This window comes from Rhizobium binae (genome assembly GCF_017357225.1).
Taxonomy (GTDB): domain Bacteria; phylum Pseudomonadota; class Alphaproteobacteria; order Rhizobiales; family Rhizobiaceae; genus Rhizobium; species Rhizobium binae.
On the sequence record NZ_CP071610.1, the window covers coordinates 98,226 to 113,656 of the forward strand.

At 56.2% G+C, this 15,431-nt stretch carries 14 protein-coding genes and 3 pseudogenes; 6 read left to right on the plus strand and 11 right to left on the minus strand.

What is annotated here, in order from left to right; translation table 11 throughout:
* Positions 1-2: 2 nt before the first annotated feature.
* The 11 genes and pseudogenes from J2J99_RS34405 to J2J99_RS32355 all read right to left on the minus strand — a co-directional run.
* Positions 3-134, minus strand: a pseudogene (locus J2J99_RS34405) (SAM-dependent methyltransferase); the annotation flags it as partial.
* 132 nt (positions 135-266) lie between these two features.
* The gene (gene nifT / locus J2J99_RS32310) at positions 267-473 is read right to left on the minus strand and encodes a putative nitrogen fixation protein NifT (RefSeq protein ID WP_017958633.1); all 207 of its coding nucleotides are present in this window, start codon (positions 471-473) and stop codon (positions 267-269) included.
* Between the two features lie 275 nt (positions 474-748).
* Positions 749-943: a 4Fe-4S binding protein gene (locus tag J2J99_RS32315; RefSeq protein ID WP_003551816.1), complete on the minus strand. Its 195-nt coding sequence runs from the start codon at positions 941-943 to the stop codon at positions 749-751.
* Positions 944-958: 15 nt separating this feature from the next.
* Entirely contained in the window at positions 959-2,452 is a 1,494-nt protein-coding gene (gene nifB, locus J2J99_RS32320; RefSeq protein WP_168302429.1) for a nitrogenase cofactor biosynthesis protein NifB, read from the minus strand.
* A gap of 201 nt (positions 2,453-2,653) precedes the next feature.
* Positions 2,654-4,213 carry a nif-specific transcriptional activator NifA gene (gene nifA / locus J2J99_RS32325; protein ID WP_168302431.1) on the minus strand — a complete coding sequence of 520 codons (1,560 nt, stop codon included), beginning with the start codon at positions 4,211-4,213 and terminating at the stop codon, positions 2,654-2,656.
* A gap of 195 nt (positions 4,214-4,408) precedes the next feature.
* Positions 4,409-4,705, minus strand: a complete 297-nt coding sequence (locus tag J2J99_RS32330; RefSeq protein WP_168302430.1) for a ferredoxin family protein — start codon at positions 4,703-4,705, stop codon at positions 4,409-4,411.
* Positions 4,706-4,717: 12 nt separating this feature from the next.
* The gene (locus J2J99_RS32335; RefSeq protein ID WP_207601011.1) at positions 4,718-6,025 is read right to left on the minus strand and encodes an NAD(P)-binding protein; all 1,308 of its coding nucleotides are present in this window, start codon (positions 6,023-6,025) and stop codon (positions 4,718-4,720) included.
* Positions 6,012-7,067 (minus strand): annotated as a pseudogene (locus J2J99_RS32340) (electron transfer flavoprotein subunit alpha/FixB family protein); the annotation flags it as partial. The pseudogene J2J99_RS32340 and the gene J2J99_RS32335, both read right to left, overlap by 14 nt.
* Before the next feature lie 32 nt (positions 7,068-7,099).
* Positions 7,100-8,368, minus strand: coding sequence for an IS256 family transposase (locus J2J99_RS32345; RefSeq protein ID WP_104891281.1), 1,269 nt, complete (start codon positions 8,366-8,368; stop codon positions 7,100-7,102).
* Positions 8,369-8,574: 206 nt separating this feature from the next.
* A complete protein-coding gene (locus J2J99_RS32350) occupies positions 8,575-9,426 on the minus strand; it encodes an electron transfer flavoprotein subunit beta/FixA family protein (protein WP_168302358.1) in 852 nt (283 codons plus the stop codon).
* 176 nt (positions 9,427-9,602) lie between these two features.
* The gene (locus tag J2J99_RS32355) at positions 9,603-10,148 is read right to left on the minus strand and encodes a TlpA disulfide reductase family protein (RefSeq protein WP_168302357.1); all 546 of its coding nucleotides are present in this window, start codon (positions 10,146-10,148) and stop codon (positions 9,603-9,605) included.
* Between the two features lie 1,312 nt (positions 10,149-11,460).
* Between J2J99_RS32355 and nifH the strand changes: the two are divergent.
* From nifH to tnpB, 6 genes and pseudogenes are all read left to right on the plus strand, one after another.
* Positions 11,461-11,550 (plus strand): annotated as a pseudogene (nifH, locus tag J2J99_RS32360) (nitrogenase reductase); the annotation flags it as partial.
* Positions 11,551-11,600: 50 nt separating this feature from the next.
* A complete protein-coding gene (locus J2J99_RS32365; protein ID WP_168302356.1) occupies positions 11,601-12,848 on the plus strand; it encodes a Glu/Leu/Phe/Val family dehydrogenase in 1,248 nt (415 codons plus the stop codon).
* A 439-nt stretch (positions 12,849-13,287) separates the two neighbouring features.
* Complete coding sequence (locus J2J99_RS34410) at positions 13,288-13,836, plus strand: ATP-grasp domain-containing protein (protein WP_246735478.1); 549 nt, start codon at positions 13,288-13,290, stop codon at positions 13,834-13,836.
* Positions 13,836-14,369 (plus strand): Ntn hydrolase family protein, encoded by a 534-nt coding sequence (locus J2J99_RS32375; RefSeq protein WP_246735477.1) that lies wholly within the window; start codon positions 13,836-13,838, stop codon positions 14,367-14,369. The genes J2J99_RS34410 and J2J99_RS32375 overlap by 1 nt, the downstream gene beginning before the upstream one ends.
* A 305-nt stretch (positions 14,370-14,674) precedes the next feature.
* Positions 14,675-15,082: a transposase gene (locus tag J2J99_RS32380; RefSeq protein WP_246735476.1), complete on the plus strand. Its 408-nt coding sequence runs from the start codon at positions 14,675-14,677 to the stop codon at positions 15,080-15,082.
* Positions 15,079-15,423, plus strand: coding sequence for an IS66 family insertion sequence element accessory protein TnpB (gene tnpB, locus J2J99_RS32385; protein WP_168255030.1), 345 nt, complete (start codon positions 15,079-15,081; stop codon positions 15,421-15,423). The genes J2J99_RS32380 and tnpB overlap by 4 nt, the downstream gene beginning before the upstream one ends.
* Positions 15,424-15,431 lie beyond the last annotated feature (8 nt).

The window sequence follows — 15,431 nt, forward strand, 5'->3', positions numbered from 1 at the left end:
TGTCATCCGGTCGCCTCGAGAACCATGTTGAGGGGCGTCTGGGTTGCGCGCCGGGCATGAGTGAAACCGCACGACCGGATCACCTCGGCCAATCGCCTCTCTCCCGCTTGCGCACCAAGCGCGAGCGCCGTATCCGATTCCTCCTGATTTACGGGCGGCCTCTTGCCGATGGCCGCCTTCAAGGGATCGGGAACTCGATGCCCTCTATTTGGGGTGTATGCCGCCTGCGCTTGGCATCGACGCTCATCCATCGACCCGCGCACACTCTAACTGGATAGCCTCCTCGCGTCGACAGTAACGGGCAGGCGCCTGTTCTGCGATAGATCGGGGAGGGCTATCCGCCATCCATTTTTCAGCAAAATAAAGCCGCCCCAGAGGTTTTTGTGCTCAACCGAAATGATCGGTTCCTCAAGGTCTTTCTTGTGAATATAGACCGATAAGCCGACGTCAGTTCTGCTGATTGTCACTCTCATGCATGTCCCTTCTCGCTGCGGCGGCTTTGGAGCTCCGGAAGTCGGGCGTTATCAAAGCCTGTTAACTTAGTACGACATATGCCCAGGCCGGTATCTCCGTTATGGCTCTGTCTGAGGTTTGGACGGCATCCGTTCCGGGGCCTACGTCGGCTACTCAGGTTGCGCGCATCGCGCACTGGATAGGATATTGGTGGTAAGTGAATTTTTAACCTCATGTTCGCCTAGGAGACCACTGACCGCTCGTCTCATTTCTTTGCGCTTTAGTCCGGTGGCGATCAGGCAGGGACGCAGGTCTTCGGCATCGGACACACCGAAGCGCATTGTTGCGTGTCAAACTCACCTCTGCACTCGGTACATTTTTTTGGATCCACGACATATCCCTCACCTTTGAAACTGATCGCATCTGAGGGACATTCAAATTCGCAAGCGCCGCACTGGGTGCATTGGGATACAATGATCTTGAAGGCCATGTTTTAGCTCCTGATTCAATTAGAGGGGCCTAAAGCCGTCGGCATTGCCGGTTTGCCGCCAAACTCGGCGGCGTATAGCGCGCCAATCGCAGTCTCAATGTAATCATAGGAAAATGCGTCACTGGCTCGCACGCCAGTTTCTGCCAACCGCTTCTTTGGGCAATCGCCGATTTTGGAAGAGAGCAGAATGTCGATGCCGTCGAGTGCAACGATAGTGTGATCGAGAGTGGCCTTCTCGCCTATACCAACGAGGCAATACTGCTCGACCTTGCGGTGTCCCACCAAGTTGATCCCCTTTCGTGAGACTGCATACACTTGGAGTTCCCTTGCCTGGCCGAAATGTTCGTTGATCCGGCCGCCACCTTTAGTCGCCACGGCAACTGCAAGGGTTCCCGAAGAACCCAGTGACTTGACTGTTTTGTTCGCGTCCAATTTTGCTGCCAGTTGATCCCCTCGCTCATGCTGGACCAGCTTGCGATAGGCCTCGCGCTTGCTGGTGTCGAATTCAACTTTGGTGGAGATCTGGTCGAGGGCAAACTCTCGCTCGCGATCACCGCCCAGCAAACCGATGGCGTCGGCCCGGCATTGTTGGCAGTGGCGCATAAGCTTAATGTTACCATCGAGACAGTCTTGAAGTGCCTTCAGTTCGAACGGCTCCGGGCAACGTTGACCCGTAAGACCGTAATAAGTACCATGCGAAGGCTTGGAAATCAGGGGCACCACATTGTGCATGAATGCGCCGCGGTCTCTGATCCATCGGTTAACTTCGACGAGGTGCGTGTCATTGACGCCTGGAATCATAACCGAATTGATTTTGGTGAGGATGCCGCGCTTGGTCAGCAATTCCAAACCCAACATTTGGCGCTCGTGAAGGATCCTGGCAGCTTCTATGCCAGTGTATCGACGATGTCCGTGAATTATCCATGGATAGATCTTCGCCCCTATCTCCGGATCCACCATGTTGATAGTGATCGTCACGTGATCGATATTCATGTCAGCTAGCTCATCGACATGATCCGGAAGCGCCAATCCATTGGTGGAGATGCATAGTTTAATGTCAGGTATTTCTCTCGCAACTCCTTCAAACGTCGCGACTGTTTTCCTCCAGTCGTAACAAGCGTCGCCCGGTCCGGCAACGCCGATTACGGAAAGCTCCGGCACTTTGCTGGCAACGGCAAGCACCTTGCGTAGTGCCTGGTCGGGAGTTAACTTTACCGATGCGACCCCGGGACGGCTTTCGTTGGTGCAATCATATTTGCGATTGCAGTAGTTGCACTGGATGTTGCATGCAGGTGCAACCGCGACATGCATGCGAGCGAAATAGTGATGGGCTTGCTCTGAAAAGCAGGGATGATCTTTAATTCTCTCCCAGATCCGCGCATCTTTGTCATCCGTCACCGAAAGGCCATAGGACGAAGATGCGCGGCCACCGAGCATAGCGGGAGCCATCGGCGCCCGGTCGAAGGGGGCGCTGCTGGTCGTCCCGACCTTTATTTCCGGTTCCCACATCGCACTGTTCCACTGTTGAGGAAAGGTTACAGCTCCAAAAGCAAGAGAGATTCCGGTCGACGCGACATTGTTGTTTCAGCGCTTATGCCCCTTTTCCCGCTTGCTGCCGAAGATGTTTTGTAGAAATCAAGACAGGATCGCTCCCAAAGTCGTTAGGCCGACTCAACCAAAGCTTACGACATTCTTCATATCGTTCTCCGCTTAGTCTTTCTTCACATCGATACGATGCCGGCGTAGCGCATAGCCGACCTGCCGCGGCGTCTTACCCAGGATACGAGCCGCTTTGGCCTGTACCCAGCCAGCCTTCACCATTGCATTGATCAGCCGATCACGCTCAGTGAGACCCGCTGCCTCGATTGTGGCTGCGGCACCGCTGGGAGTACCTACGTTGGCCCCCAGTCCGCCTAACATTGTATCTCGCGGGTTGAGACTATGCACCGGGCCGTTGCCAGTGCCGTCGCGGGCGTCTTTCCAGAGGAGCGCCGAAGAACACTGGTCTTGCTGACAGGCAAAATCCGATGAAGTGATGGTATTTGAACTGGCGAGAGTGGCGGTCCTTTGAACGCAGTTGTCCAGCTCGCGAACATTGCCGGGGAAGGCGCATTTCGACAAAATGTCTATGGCCGACGGGGCGAAGTCGCAATTTCGATCATTTGCCTTGTTGAATTGCTCGAGGAACACTTGCGCTAGAAGCGAAATGTCTCCGTCGCGCTGCCGAAGTGGCGGCAAAATGATCGGCACAACATTGATCCGGTAATAGAGGTCGGCTCTGAACTCCCCTCGAAGGACGGCCACTTCAAGGTTTTTGTTGGTGGCGCATATAACTCGAACGTCTACTTTCAATGTCTTCGTTCCGCCGAGACGTTCGAATTCGCCTTCCTGTAACACGCGCAATAACTTCGCCTGGAATTGTGGTGATACATCGCCAATTTCATCAAGCAACAGCGTTCCGCCATTGGCCAGTTCGAAACGTCCAGCTCGTTGAAGGAGAGCGCCAGTGAAAGCGCCCTTCTCATGGCCAAACAATTCGGATTCCAGAACGGTTTCCGACAGCGCAGCGCAATTCAACTTAATAAACGCCTTGCTTTTCCGTATCGATAATGCGTGTATTGCTCTAGCAAAGCATTCCTTGCCAGTGCCGCTCTCTCCTCTCAAGAGCACCGCGGAGTTCGTCGCGGCCACGATATTGGTGGTAGCTAATACCCTCTTGATCGCGGGGCTCTCCCCAACGATCCAGTCGATTTTATCGAGTTGGGTGGGATGAGGCTTCGGTTTGATTTTCGGAATCTGTCCTGCTTGTTGTTCCTCGGCGACTGCGCCGCCATCGCTACACAATTCGCGATCGCGCTGGCAGGTTAAGCCGATCAGGACGGCAATCATTGCCAGAAGGTTTTCGTCCTGATCTCCGCTTTTCTGCGCGAAATCAATCCACAATGCGCCGATTGCTTTCCGGTTTACTTTAACGGGGAGAACGACAGAATTTTTCCCAAAGTGCTTCTCACCGCTAGCGATGACACGATTTATTGCGTCCGCCTGTTCAATTGTCAGAGAACGTGAGCGAACGTCGTCCCCAATGGGAGCCCGTACGTTTATCCAAGACTCTCCTCCGGAGCCGTGAATCACGATTCCGCCATCGCGCAATCGCAGATGCTCGACGAGCGCGTTCATGGCAGCCTTCAGCAAGTTGTCTAGAGGAAAAGAAGAGATAAGCTCTTTGGAGATGTCGTAGAGAATATGGAGCCGCGCCTCTGGTTTAATCATGCCTACAAACAGGGGAGGGTGCACTGCTTTTTACCCTGGTACGCGAAATATGCTAACGCATATTCCTAAGTTAAAAATACGTGTTATCGACGGCGCAAAAATTAGCCTTTCGAAAGGTTGAGTGGATGCACATTCAATCGCCGCCGCTAATGCAGCTGCATCGATCGCTGCTATCCCGGCGGAGGTAGGGACTCCTCATCCGAATTTGAAGAGGACCCCGAACCCTCCCCGGGGATAATTCCACTTTATGTCGCCACTCGCTTCGCATAACACTCTGCATGTGCCGCATTCCAAGCAGCCATCCGAAACAATCGCCACTTGACCAATTTCGTTCACCTCGTAGCATTTGGCCGGACAGATTTGCGTCAAGGCGAGGAGGTTTGGGCTCGGCGACCGATGCGGTCGCACCGTAATGTGCGGACGTCCAGTATCGACGAGATATCGGTTTTGGTACAGCTTATCCTCAATGCGCTCAATGGTGGTCGCCTTCATCGAATTTTCCTTTTAACGCCAAGATACGGCGGAGCGGACCGCGTCGCTAATCAACCCCCAACGGGATCGTGCGTTGATAAAGGAGGCAGCTGTGGCCTTCTCCCTGTTGATTTTAGGTGCACCGTCGACGCGCACAAAATTTTGCGCCGCCTGAGATATAAGCGTTGGATACGTCATGAAAAAATTGTGACTGTCGGTGTGGAGGAGGCTTGGAAGATCTTTGTGTTTCATCAAGTCTTTCATGACGAACGACTTATCCAGCATACCCTTATAGAGAGAGAGATTGCGTTTCGTCATCAGACCGCCACGGCTCTTTATCTGGAAGATCGCTTCACCCGCCATGAGGCCTGATGTCATCGCAAGGTTCGACCCCTCCCTATGCACGGCATTGTTTAGTTGCGCCGCGTCGCCCACGACGACCCACCCGTTGCCAAAGAGCTGGGGGATTGCCTTGAAGCCCCCCTCAGGAATAAGATGCGCGGCGTATTCTTTGATCTCTGATCCGGCCAGTAATGGTCGGATCGAGGGATGTTGCTTGAAGGCGTCAAGAAGGCGGTACGGATTTTCCATGCCTTCCGCTAAACCGGAGACGAGGCAGCCGATCCCCACCGAGATCGACTCCTTGTTGGTATAAAGGAAGCCCAGTCCGGCCATTCCGCGTGAAATCGTGCCGCCGGCTTCGATCACACAGCCTTCGCTACCGTTGAGGCCGAAGCGCTCTGCGATGACCTCTTCCGGCATGAAATGCATTTCCTTGACAGCGAGGGCCACATTTTCCGGCTTCGGCATATCGCGTAACCCGGCTCGTGTTCCAAGCAGTCCGTTCACGCCCTCAGCAAGGACGACTACGTCCGCGAGGATCACACCGCCCTCTCGGTCCGTGTGAACGCCTATTACTTTACCGCTCAGGTCCCAAGCGAGTCGGGTCGCTGTCGTTTCACAAAGGACTGTGCCTCCCGCCTCGCGCACCTTGCGTGAGAACCATTTGTCAAACTGGGCGCGGATGATCGTATAACGGTTTGGCTTCAGTTCATTGAAGTCATCAGAGCGATAGTGCACGCCCGTGTGCGACGAGTCATCCATTAGCCAGAATCGTTGCTCGACCAGATGCCGTTCAAGAGGAGCGTCATCGCGAAATTCTGGGATAATCGCTTCCAACATGTTGGCGTACAATATAGCGCCTTGAACATTCTTAGAGCCCGAATGTTCTCCACGCTCCAGCTGCAGCACTTTTAGACCGCGACTAGCCATCGAATACGCTGCGGCGTTGCCGGACATACCGGCACCAATGACGATCGCGTCGAACTTACTCTTGGTCATCTAGCCTTCCTCGGTCCATACCCTTGATAGAGTTGTGCGGTGGCATTCGCCTGGCGAAAGCTTCTGTTAGCGCCGGCAAGAACTCCAGCGCGCAAGCGACAACGCCGATGTGGGCGAAGTCAAAGATCGGCGCGTTCTGGTCGAGGTTGATAGCGACAATCAGATCGGCTCCTTCGACGCCAACGCGATGCTGGACCGCGCCAGATATTCCCGCCGCGATGTAGAGCTTCGGTCTGATGGTATGGCCGGACTGGCCAATTTGTCGATCAGCAGGCATCCAGCCTTTTTGGACCAGTGGGCGCGAGCACCCGACTCCCCCGCCGATCGTCGTTGCCAGGTTTCTCAAGTATTGCAGGTTTCCTGCGGCGCCGAGGCCGAGTCCGCCCCCGACCACGATGTCGGAGTTGTCTAGATTGGATTGCTCAGAACCGTCATTGCACAGGAATGCGAGGACCTTGGTGACGATCGCTTCCTCGACCATTGTGAGTTCGTGCTGGATAACGCGCCCAATTGGCTTATCCGCACGTTGCGGCGTCGCCATGACCCTGGACCGCACCGTTGCCATTTGCGGTCGGCTGTTTAGCGTGTAGATCGTGCACAACAAGGACCCGCCGAAAGTTGGCCGCGTCGCTGCGAGTGAACCATCTCCATCAACATCCAGCTCGGTGCAATCAGCCGTAAGCCCCGTTTGTAAGGTCGTTGCTACAGCACCGGCGAGGTCACGGCCGAGCGTGGTCGCGCCGAGAAGGAGAATTTCTGGTTTGTGAGTAGTGACCAGATCCGTCAAAGCCTTGGTGAAGGGTTCGTTTCGATAGTTGGCGAGGAGGGGCGACTCTACCAGATAGGCGACATCAGCTCCGTAGGCGAAGGCCTCTTCGATCGCAGGCTTGGTGCCCACGCCTTCAGACGAACCGAGGATTACCCCGGCCAGTTGGACACCCAGCTTGTCAGCTAGTCTGCGGCCTTCGCCGAGGAGTTCAATCGATACGGGATGAACATTGCCGCGCTCAAGTTCCATGAAGACCCAGACGTGCCGGTGATCGAGCTATGCTGGAATTTGGGTGACGAGGTTGATCAAGCGGCGCTCTGTGGCTTCGATTCGATGACCTCGATTCCGTCCTGGAATTTGGCACCTGCGATGAGTTTCGGCAACTGATTTTGTCCTTTCAATCGTCGCCACGTCCTGGCGGCGGCGATGACCAGCTTGAAGACCATCAGCGTGGCGGTCTTCGAGGATAGCGCACCCCTGGTGCGCACCGTGCGGTGGCGAACGGTGGCAAAGACGCTTTCGATGGGATTGGATGTTCGCAGATGATCCCAGTGTTCGGCGGGGAAATCGTAGAACGCCAGCAACGCATTTTGATCTTTCGTCAGGCAGTCGACTGCCTTGGCATACTTCGCGTCATATTTTTCGACGAAGACGGCAATTGCCGTCTCGGCCGAGGCCCGGCTGGGAGCGAGATAGATTTCGCGCAGGACTGCCTTCATGCCGGCCTGCACCGATTTCGGCACCTTGTTGAGAATGTTGGCTGTCTTGTGCACCCAGCATCGCTGGTGTTTGGTGTCGGGAAGGAGCTCATCGAGCGCCTTCCAGAAGCCGAGCGCGCCGTCGCCCACGGCAAGATCGGGCGCGATCTTAAGGCCACGCCGCTTGATGTCGACCAGCAGCTCGCGCCAGCTTTGCGCACTCTCGCGAATACCGGTCTGGAAGCCGACAAGTTCCTTCTTGCCCTCGGGCGTGGCGCCGATCAGGACCAGCATGCATTCGGCTTGATCTTCCATGCGCGCCTGCAGGTAGACCCCGTCCGCCCACACATAGACATAATGGCGCGCCGAAAGATCGCGCTTTTGCCAACGATCATATTCGATGCCCCACTCCGCCGTCAGTCGCGAAATCACTGAGGGTGAAAGGTTCGGCGCGTCCTTGCCCAGTAGCGCCGACAGGGCTTCCTGGAAATCCCCCGTCGAAACGCCGCGCAGGTAGAGAACGGGCAGAAGCGCATCCACACTGCGCGTCCGACGCGCCCATTTCGGCAGGATCGACGAGGAAAATCGGATCCGGTCAACCTCGCATTCCGCGCCGCGGTCCCGGATCTTCACCCGGCTGACCGGCACCGGCCCGATCCCCGTCTGGATGCTCCGTTCCGGGGCGTGACCATGCCGGACAATCCGATCACGACCATCGGCAAGCTTGAGATCCTTCATCGCGCCAAGAAATGCTTCGGCTTCCATCTCGATCGCCTGCGCTAGCAATTTGCGCGCCCCGCTGCGCAGCACATTCGTCAGGGGATCTTCAATTTCGTCGGGCTGACGAAGCCGAAAAATGTTGATAGTCTCGTTCATGGCGTATCGCTCTCCTTGAGAGGGTCTGGCTGGCTTCAATCACCCGCCTCGATACGCCGCCATTCTCAAACCGTCATCACCCATTTTCCACCATAGCTCCCGGTGATCTTCGAAACACTTCAGCAGCTTTTTCCCTGAGCTGGCGCGGCCGACAGCGTTTGCCGGCGTTTCATTTTTTCTAGCGACCAAAATCTACTCCTCGCTGCTCACCGATTGCCATGGGACGTGAGCTTGCGTTCCAAAAAAGGCTGGCGGGCAAAAATTGCAGCGACCGTCTCCGCGGCGACCTCGGCCAACGTTTTGTCGTTAATCTCCATTTGGATAGCTTTTTCGGCGCGCGGACCAGGAGCGAATACTCGCTTCACGACCGTCGGCGATCCCCGTAGGCCGCATTTGGTCAACTCCCCAATGCTGGCGTCAGCGGCCCCCCATTTAAGAACCGGGCTTCGCGCGGCACGGAAGGCGTCATCGAGAGAGCCCCGGCGGATAGCGTTGACACCGTCCAGCACGGTGATGAGACATGGCAGCGTGCTCTTCAGCATCTGGGTGCCGCTCTCTGCGTGCCGTTCAACCATGATCTCGCGCGAAGTGGGATCAATGGATACAATCTTCGTTACGTAAGTCAGTTGCTGGAGGTTCAGCCTCTTTGCAATTCCGGGTCCGACCTGGGCAGTGTCGCCGTCAATTGTCTGCTTTCCGGTAAAGACGATATCAGGCGCCCCATAGCTCTCGCCGATCTTCGCGACTGCTTGGGAAAGAGCATACGAGGTCGCCAGCGTGTCAGATCCAGCAAAGTGGCGGTCGGTCAGAAGCACTGCGCGATCTGCGCCGTGGGTGAGGGCTTTGCGTAGCGCTTGCTCAGCCATGGGCGGCCCCATCGTGAGAACAGTCACCTCGCCCCCATAGCGGTTACGAACTTGTAGTGCCTCTTCGAGAGCAAACAGGTCGTAAGGGTTAATGATGGTCGGTACGCCTTGGCGCATGATCGTATTTGTCACCGGGTGGACGCGTATCTGCGCAGAGTCCGGCACCTGTTTGATACAGACCACGATGTGCATAGTCGTTTAAGCTCCCAGTCGAATATGGGTTTTAGGGACCCGGCTTACTCTGAGCACTACTCGTGCCAATAAAGTTGCGCCGCAAGAAGATGCTGTCCGGGTTCAGGTTGATGCCCTCCTCAATCGCCGAGAGCGCCGCCTTCCAATTCTTAATCTCAATCGCCGCCGAGACTCGATCATGAAACAATCTGCGCAGCATAAGTCTCGCCTTCAGCAATCCGCTCCTCTTCGGCATTCTTTGCTTCCGCGCTGGCGCGCCAGGTGCCGTCAATCACTTTTGGTAAAACGTCCTGGAGCATAACCAGATCACCGATAAAGGCGATGCTACCGTCTCGGTCGACAACGAACGTCTTTGGAACGTGGAACGACAAGCTGGCTTTGAGCCAATCCTCATCCATTTCGCCTGAGTGGTCGAATCCCATCCGGATGTTCGTATTCGGGAGCGATTTGGTTATGGACGCGTCCACCTGGGCTCGGGCGTCGTCAGCCGTTGCAACTTCCTCACTTGCTGCGATCCCAATGAACTCAACTCTCGTGTCTCTGAATTTCTTGTGCAACTTCGCCAGGTCGGATAGCTCCGGCCCCAAATAACCGCAGGTAGTCGAAAAGAACTCAACGACGTATATCTTGCCGAGCTGGAAGTTGGAAAGCGGATCGCCGCGCAGCCAGTTCTGCACTTTGATAGGCGGGGCTGGAGAGCCGAGATTTAAACTAGAGGCCATGTTTTATGCTCCACAGTATTTTATGGGCCGCTTCGTGCTCGAGGAATGAGCCCTTCCGGCCAAGTATCAGCTCGAGTTGCTCCGATTTCGAAGAGCGGCGCTCGTTCCATCGGTTGGACAACAAACGCTGGTGATCTCGTCTTCTGAAATGGCTTCTGCGGGTGCGTGACATTGCGAATTCTTTCTTCTGAGAGCGTGACGATAGTCACCGTCGTGACGGGAAGATGCCGAGGTCTAATGCAGATGCAGCACGAGGCCATTCCAGAGCTCCTCGCCATGTAAGTCGATTGCTGGAGGTTCGGCCTCCTTCCGATGCCCGTCAGACCGGGGCCGTGTCGCCGTCAATTGTCTGCGTCCCGACGAAGACGATACCAGGCGTCCGAAGCCCGGGACTTGTTTGATACAGACCACGATGTGCATAGTCGTTTAAGCTCCAATCGGATTTGGGCTTTAGGGACCCGGCTTACACTGAGCACTACTCGTGCCAATCAGGTTGCGCCGGTAAGCCTTCGAGATTGCACATGTTTCGTTGTCGCTATGCGGAGGGTTTTGTATGGTTGCCGACATGTCGTGTCGCAATCCGCCCCGATCACCACCGCGAACGGATGGCGATTCGATAGGCTTCAGGTCGGACAACTCCATGATAGCTGCGATACGAGCCGGCCCCCGGGAGATAGCACGGGGACTGAAGTTCTGGTGCGGTGGGCGTGTATCGAGCTTCGGTTTACCGTTGATAATCTGACTAGCGACACCCGTATGCGCGATCAGAAGCAGAGCGATCGAGAAAATAACGCTGCGGGCGCCTAGTGAGGTTGGACAAGCGTTTTAGCTGATGTTGCGGCGCCACCAGGATCATTGCCAGAAGCGTGGAGAAACCCTTGCTGGAAATATCAATCGAAGGCCGTTCATGAACGCTGCCGCAGCGCGTCGAGGTCTTGGCTTTTCCGCGCCTCAATCGTCATATCAACGCCGTTCTGATCGGTTGGGCTACCGTATCCCCAAATGAACAAGCCGAAGCAACTTGATCTGACGCGACTTGCTGCATTGGGCCAGCGCCAGCTTGTGATCCTTCAGACGCATGACAACGATTTGCGACATTGTCGTCACCTTTGTCAGATCGGCGACAAAGGCTGCCTCCTCGTTCGCGCGCCTTTTCCGCCCACATAACTGGAATCGCAGCAAATTATTGTCCGTCATCTCAATCGGCCTGCTTGGCACGAATCTTGAGAGCTATTGCGAGGCAGCGGAACGGCCGCCGTATCCGCGTTGCGGGATAACCGCATTGCTTCGAACACATGAAGGAACTCTAAGCATGGCAGCTCTGCGTCAGATCGCATTCTACGGAAAGGGCGGAATTGGCAAGTCCACTACGTCCCAAAACACGCTAGCGGCCCTCGTGGACCATCACGTACCACGGATACCGGTGATCATCCGATTTGGGGGAAAAGCACAATGAGCTCGAAGACCATGTTGCAGCAGGCCCTGACACGCCTTGTTGATGCGGCCAAGCACCTCAACATCGACCCGACAATTCTCGAAAGATTGGAGTTCCCGCTAGAGACCACGCACGCTCGTCTGACGATTCGCATGGACGACGGCTCCCACAAGCACTTACGGGCTTGGCGTTCCCGCTATGACGATACCCGCGGCCCAACCAAGGGAGGCATCCGATATCACCAAAGTGTAACGGCAGATGAAGTAGAGACGCTCGCCTTCCTGATGACTATCAAGTGCGCAGTGGTGAACCTGCCGTTTGGTGGCGGCAAGGGCGGCGTCCAGATTGATCCTCACTGTCTATCCGAGACTGAACTGGAGCGCCTTGCACGTGGCTATGTCCAGATCTTCGCCAAGGTCATCGGACCAAACCGGGACATCCCGGCGCCTGACGTCAACACCAATGCGATGACCATGGCGTGGATGGCGAACGAATACGATTCCATCGTGGGCGAGGTGACCCCTGCGGTCATCACCGGTAAGCCGATCAGCCTTGGCGGCTCACTTGGGCGTGATGATGCGACAGCCCGTGGCGGCTATTATCTCCTCCAATTCCTGGCGCAGAAGCTCGGACTAGTGCCGGGAGCGCGAGTGGCAGTCCAAGGCTTCGGCAACGCCGGATATCACATAGCGCATTTGCTCGAAGCCGCCGGATACAAAGTCGTGGCTGTTTCTGACTCAAAGGGTGCGATCTATTGCCCGGCTGGCCTCGATATCAAAAAGCTGAATGGTGCTAAAGAGCGCCACGGAAGCGTTACCAGCTTCGCGGGTTCAGACGGTGTCTCGAGAATTGCTGCCGACGAACTGGTTTCGGTCGATTGCGACCTGCTCGTTTTGGCGGCCCTGGAGGACATGGTCCACGCGGGCAACGCTGCCAATGTAAAGGCTCCGATCATTCTCGAACTCGCCAACAGCCCGATCACGCTGGAGGCCGATGACATCCTCAAGAACAGGGGCGTCGTCGTTCTTCCGGATATCCTCGCGAATGCGGGTGGGGTCGCTGTCTCGTATTTCGAATGGGTACAGAACCGCCAAGGCTATTACTGGCCCATCGAGGACATACATGCCCGGCTGAAGACGAAAATGGAAGAGGAAGGAGCCGCAATATGGGCGTGTGCGAAGGACAAGAACATAACCCTGCGATGCGCCGCCTACGTCCACGCGCTCTCGCGACTTGTAGACGCTATTGAGGCGAAGGGGACCTAGCAGTTCTTTGCCAACTGATGCCTGAAAGGAGACCAACACGAGCCACCGCTGCGCGCTCGCAGCCGTGGTTTGCCGCCACACCGGACGCGCGAATGCTGACACGCCCCGTTTCAGATTGGGGCCCATTCGGCAAAGGAACTCTTCCCATCATGATCCCGGAGACGAGGCGAATTTGATGAGGTGCGCGCATCTTCCCGGTCAGGAAAAGTCCGCCGAGTTCGGTTTGGGTGATGGCGGGAGCAAATAAGGCCGACAACATCGATAGTCAATCGCTAATCGGCGAAACGAAGCCGTCCACTGAAGCCAATCGCCCTCTCCAGAAATGAGGAAATCACAGTGAGCACTTTCGCACCTGCATCGCATCTGTCCGGAATCAAGGTTTCGCCGAGCAAGGGCGTCTAGGAACACGTGACGCGCTACTCCTACAGAGGACCCTCGTGTGGCAAATAAATTGCAACGGAATCCGCGAAACCCAAACAAATGCAATTTTCTAAAAACAACGCGCTGCGAATTTGCCGTCGGATATAGGCTCGGGCGCAAGGAGGGCAAAAATCCGCGACGAAAAGCACTCCTGCTAATTGAAGGTTCGAGAAGCAATGGTTTGCGGTACATTCAAACCGCCCGACGTCTTGGATACCAACCGATTACTCTGGCGGCTAATCCAATCCAGTATGACTACCTTATGGCGGAATACAGTAAGGCGAGACTGGTCGATACTGAAGATTTCGATGCGGTGAGGGATGAGTGCCTCAATCTGGCTGCGACCTATGATATTGCGGGATATATCGGTTTTGAGACTCGCAGCGAGTCGGTAAATTTGACGGTCGCAAAGCTATGCCGGTGCTTCGACCGACCGGGCCCGAACCCGGTCTCGGTCGAACGCTGCAGCGACAAATTTACTCAACGTCAGCTCCTGACGCAGGTCCGGTTTCATTCGGTTACGAACACCATCATGCGCCCGAAGCGCATCAAGAGAGGGCTGCTCTAATGACCGTCATCGTCTACGACCGCAAGCGCGAGCTTATGATCGCCGACAGCCGCGGCACTTCCGGCGACCACCATCCGATCGGCGCGAAGAGGAAGATTCACCGGATCGGGGCAGGGCCACTCAGGGGCGCGCTGCTCGGCGTCACCACCAGGCAACCCGGTATGGGTGAACAGTTCACGCAGTGGGTGATGGCGGGCATGAACAAGGATGCGTTCGGCACGCGCGAGTCCGAGGTTCAGGCGATCCTGGTAAAGGTCGATCGCTCGGTCTTTTTCTTCAGCGGTTGCTTTTATCCATCCGGTCCGCTCGAAGACGACTTCTTCACCATTGGCTCGGGCAGCGAGTACGCCCTGGGCGCCTTCAGGGGCGGCGCTGACGCGTTCGAGGCGGTTAAGGTGGCAATCTCGTGCGATCCCTTCTGCGGGCCTCCTATTGTGCACCTGCAGCTCGATACGCCCGACGCCTATCAGCCGTCGATGATCCGGCGTGTCACCCGACTTTTCCGAAACTTCGGTAGCGGCACGGCTACCTGATAGGCTCAGGACTCACTGAATCAAAGCCAGAAGATGACGGTCGCTGCAGGACGTGTTGCAGGGATCAGATTCTGTGCGAGATAATCCCACCCATGGGATTTTTCATACAACACGCCGGAATTCTGGACGACCAAGTTCAGTCATCCGGTTGAGAACGTGGATGCCGATCTTGGCTTCTGTTCTGATTGTCGAAATTCCTCGCTTTGAGTTTTGGCCCAATGACCGGTCTTCCATCTACCCATCTGGGTCGTAAGCGCGTAGGCCATCCCACGTATCTTTCGGACTGCTGATCGGCGATTTTCTGCATGAGTCATGCGGAGAGTCCTATGAGTGATAGTGTGAATCAGCCTCGAACCTTTGAGATTTTGACCGCGGAGCCCGTGCGAAGACGACGCAAGCCGCGGGACTGGTCGGATGACGAAAAGGCGCGGATCGTCGCCGCGACGCTGCAGCCTGGGGCCAATGTCTCGGCGGTTGCCCGGTCTGAAGGCTTGGATCCCTCGCAGCTTTATGGGTGGCGTCGCAAGGCACTGGCATCGGGCGTTGTTGCACCCCTTACAGAGGGAACGGGCAAGCAGATCAAGTTCGCGCGCGTTGAAACGGTAAGCAACGGCTCGGTCGATATTGTCATTGCCGATATGGTCGTGCGCGTCGGCGGCGATTTTGACCCCGATCACCTGGTGAGGGTTCTGCGGGCGGTTCGCAAGGCATGATGGCTTCGGGTGTGGTGGTCTATGTGTCGTGCCAGCCGGTCGACTTCCGCAAGGGGGCCGCCTCGTTGATGGCGCTGGTGCGGGATGGCGGTCTCGATCCCTTCAATGGCGCGCTTTACGTCTTCCGCTCGAAACGGGCCGATCGTATTCGCATTGTCTGGTGGGATGGCAGTGGGGTCTGCCTCTATTCGAAAACCCTGGAAGATCAGGGCTTCTGCTGGCCGGGCATATCGGCGGCACGGATCCGGCTGGACCATTCTCAGCTGATGGCGTTGCTGGCCGGCATGGATTGGAAAAAGATCCGCCCGGCCAAGGTCCGGCGCCCCTTGTTGACGGGCTGACAGCGCCT

Bases quoted from the DNA above. Each gene is read 5' to 3' on its own strand.
- tnpB (WP_168255030.1), top strand. From the start codon at position 15,079: ATGATGGCTTCGGGTGTGGTGGTCTATGTGTCGTGCCAGCCGGTCGAC.
- J2J99_RS32365 (WP_168302356.1), top strand. From the start codon at position 11,601: ATGAGCTCGAAGACCATGTTGCAGCAGGCCCTGACACGCCTTGTTGAT.
- J2J99_RS32330 (WP_168302430.1), bottom strand. From the start codon at position 4,705: ATGAAGGCGACCACCATTGAGCGCATTGAGGATAAGCTGTACCAAAAC.
- J2J99_RS32335 (WP_207601011.1), bottom strand. From the start codon at position 6,025: ATGACCAAGAGTAAGTTCGACGCGATCGTCATTGGTGCCGGTATGTCC.
- nifB (WP_168302429.1), bottom strand. From the start codon at position 2,452: ATGTGGGAACCGGAAATAAAGGTCGGGACGACCAGCAGCGCCCCCTTC.
- J2J99_RS32315 (WP_003551816.1), bottom strand. From the start codon at position 943: ATGGCCTTCAAGATCATTGTATCCCAATGCACCCAGTGCGGCGCTTGC.
- J2J99_RS32380 (WP_246735476.1), top strand. From the start codon at position 14,675: ATGAGTCATGCGGAGAGTCCTATGAGTGATAGTGTGAATCAGCCTCGA.
- J2J99_RS32350 (WP_168302358.1), bottom strand. From the start codon at position 9,426: ATGCACATCGTGGTCTGTATCAAACAGGTGCCGGACTCTGCGCAGATA.
- nifA (WP_168302431.1), bottom strand. From the start codon at position 4,213: ATGATTAAACCAGAGGCGCGGCTCCATATTCTCTACGACATCTCCAAA.
- J2J99_RS32345 (WP_104891281.1), bottom strand. From the start codon at position 8,368: ATGAACGAGACTATCAACATTTTTCGGCTTCGTCAGCCCGACGAAATT.
- nifT (WP_017958633.1), bottom strand. From the start codon at position 473: ATGAGAGTGACAATCAGCAGAACTGACGTCGGCTTATCGGTCTATATT.
- J2J99_RS32375 (WP_246735477.1), top strand. From the start codon at position 13,836: ATGACCGTCATCGTCTACGACCGCAAGCGCGAGCTTATGATCGCCGAC.
- J2J99_RS32355 (WP_168302357.1), bottom strand. From the start codon at position 10,148: ATGGCCTCTAGTTTAAATCTCGGCTCTCCAGCCCCGCCTATCAAAGTG.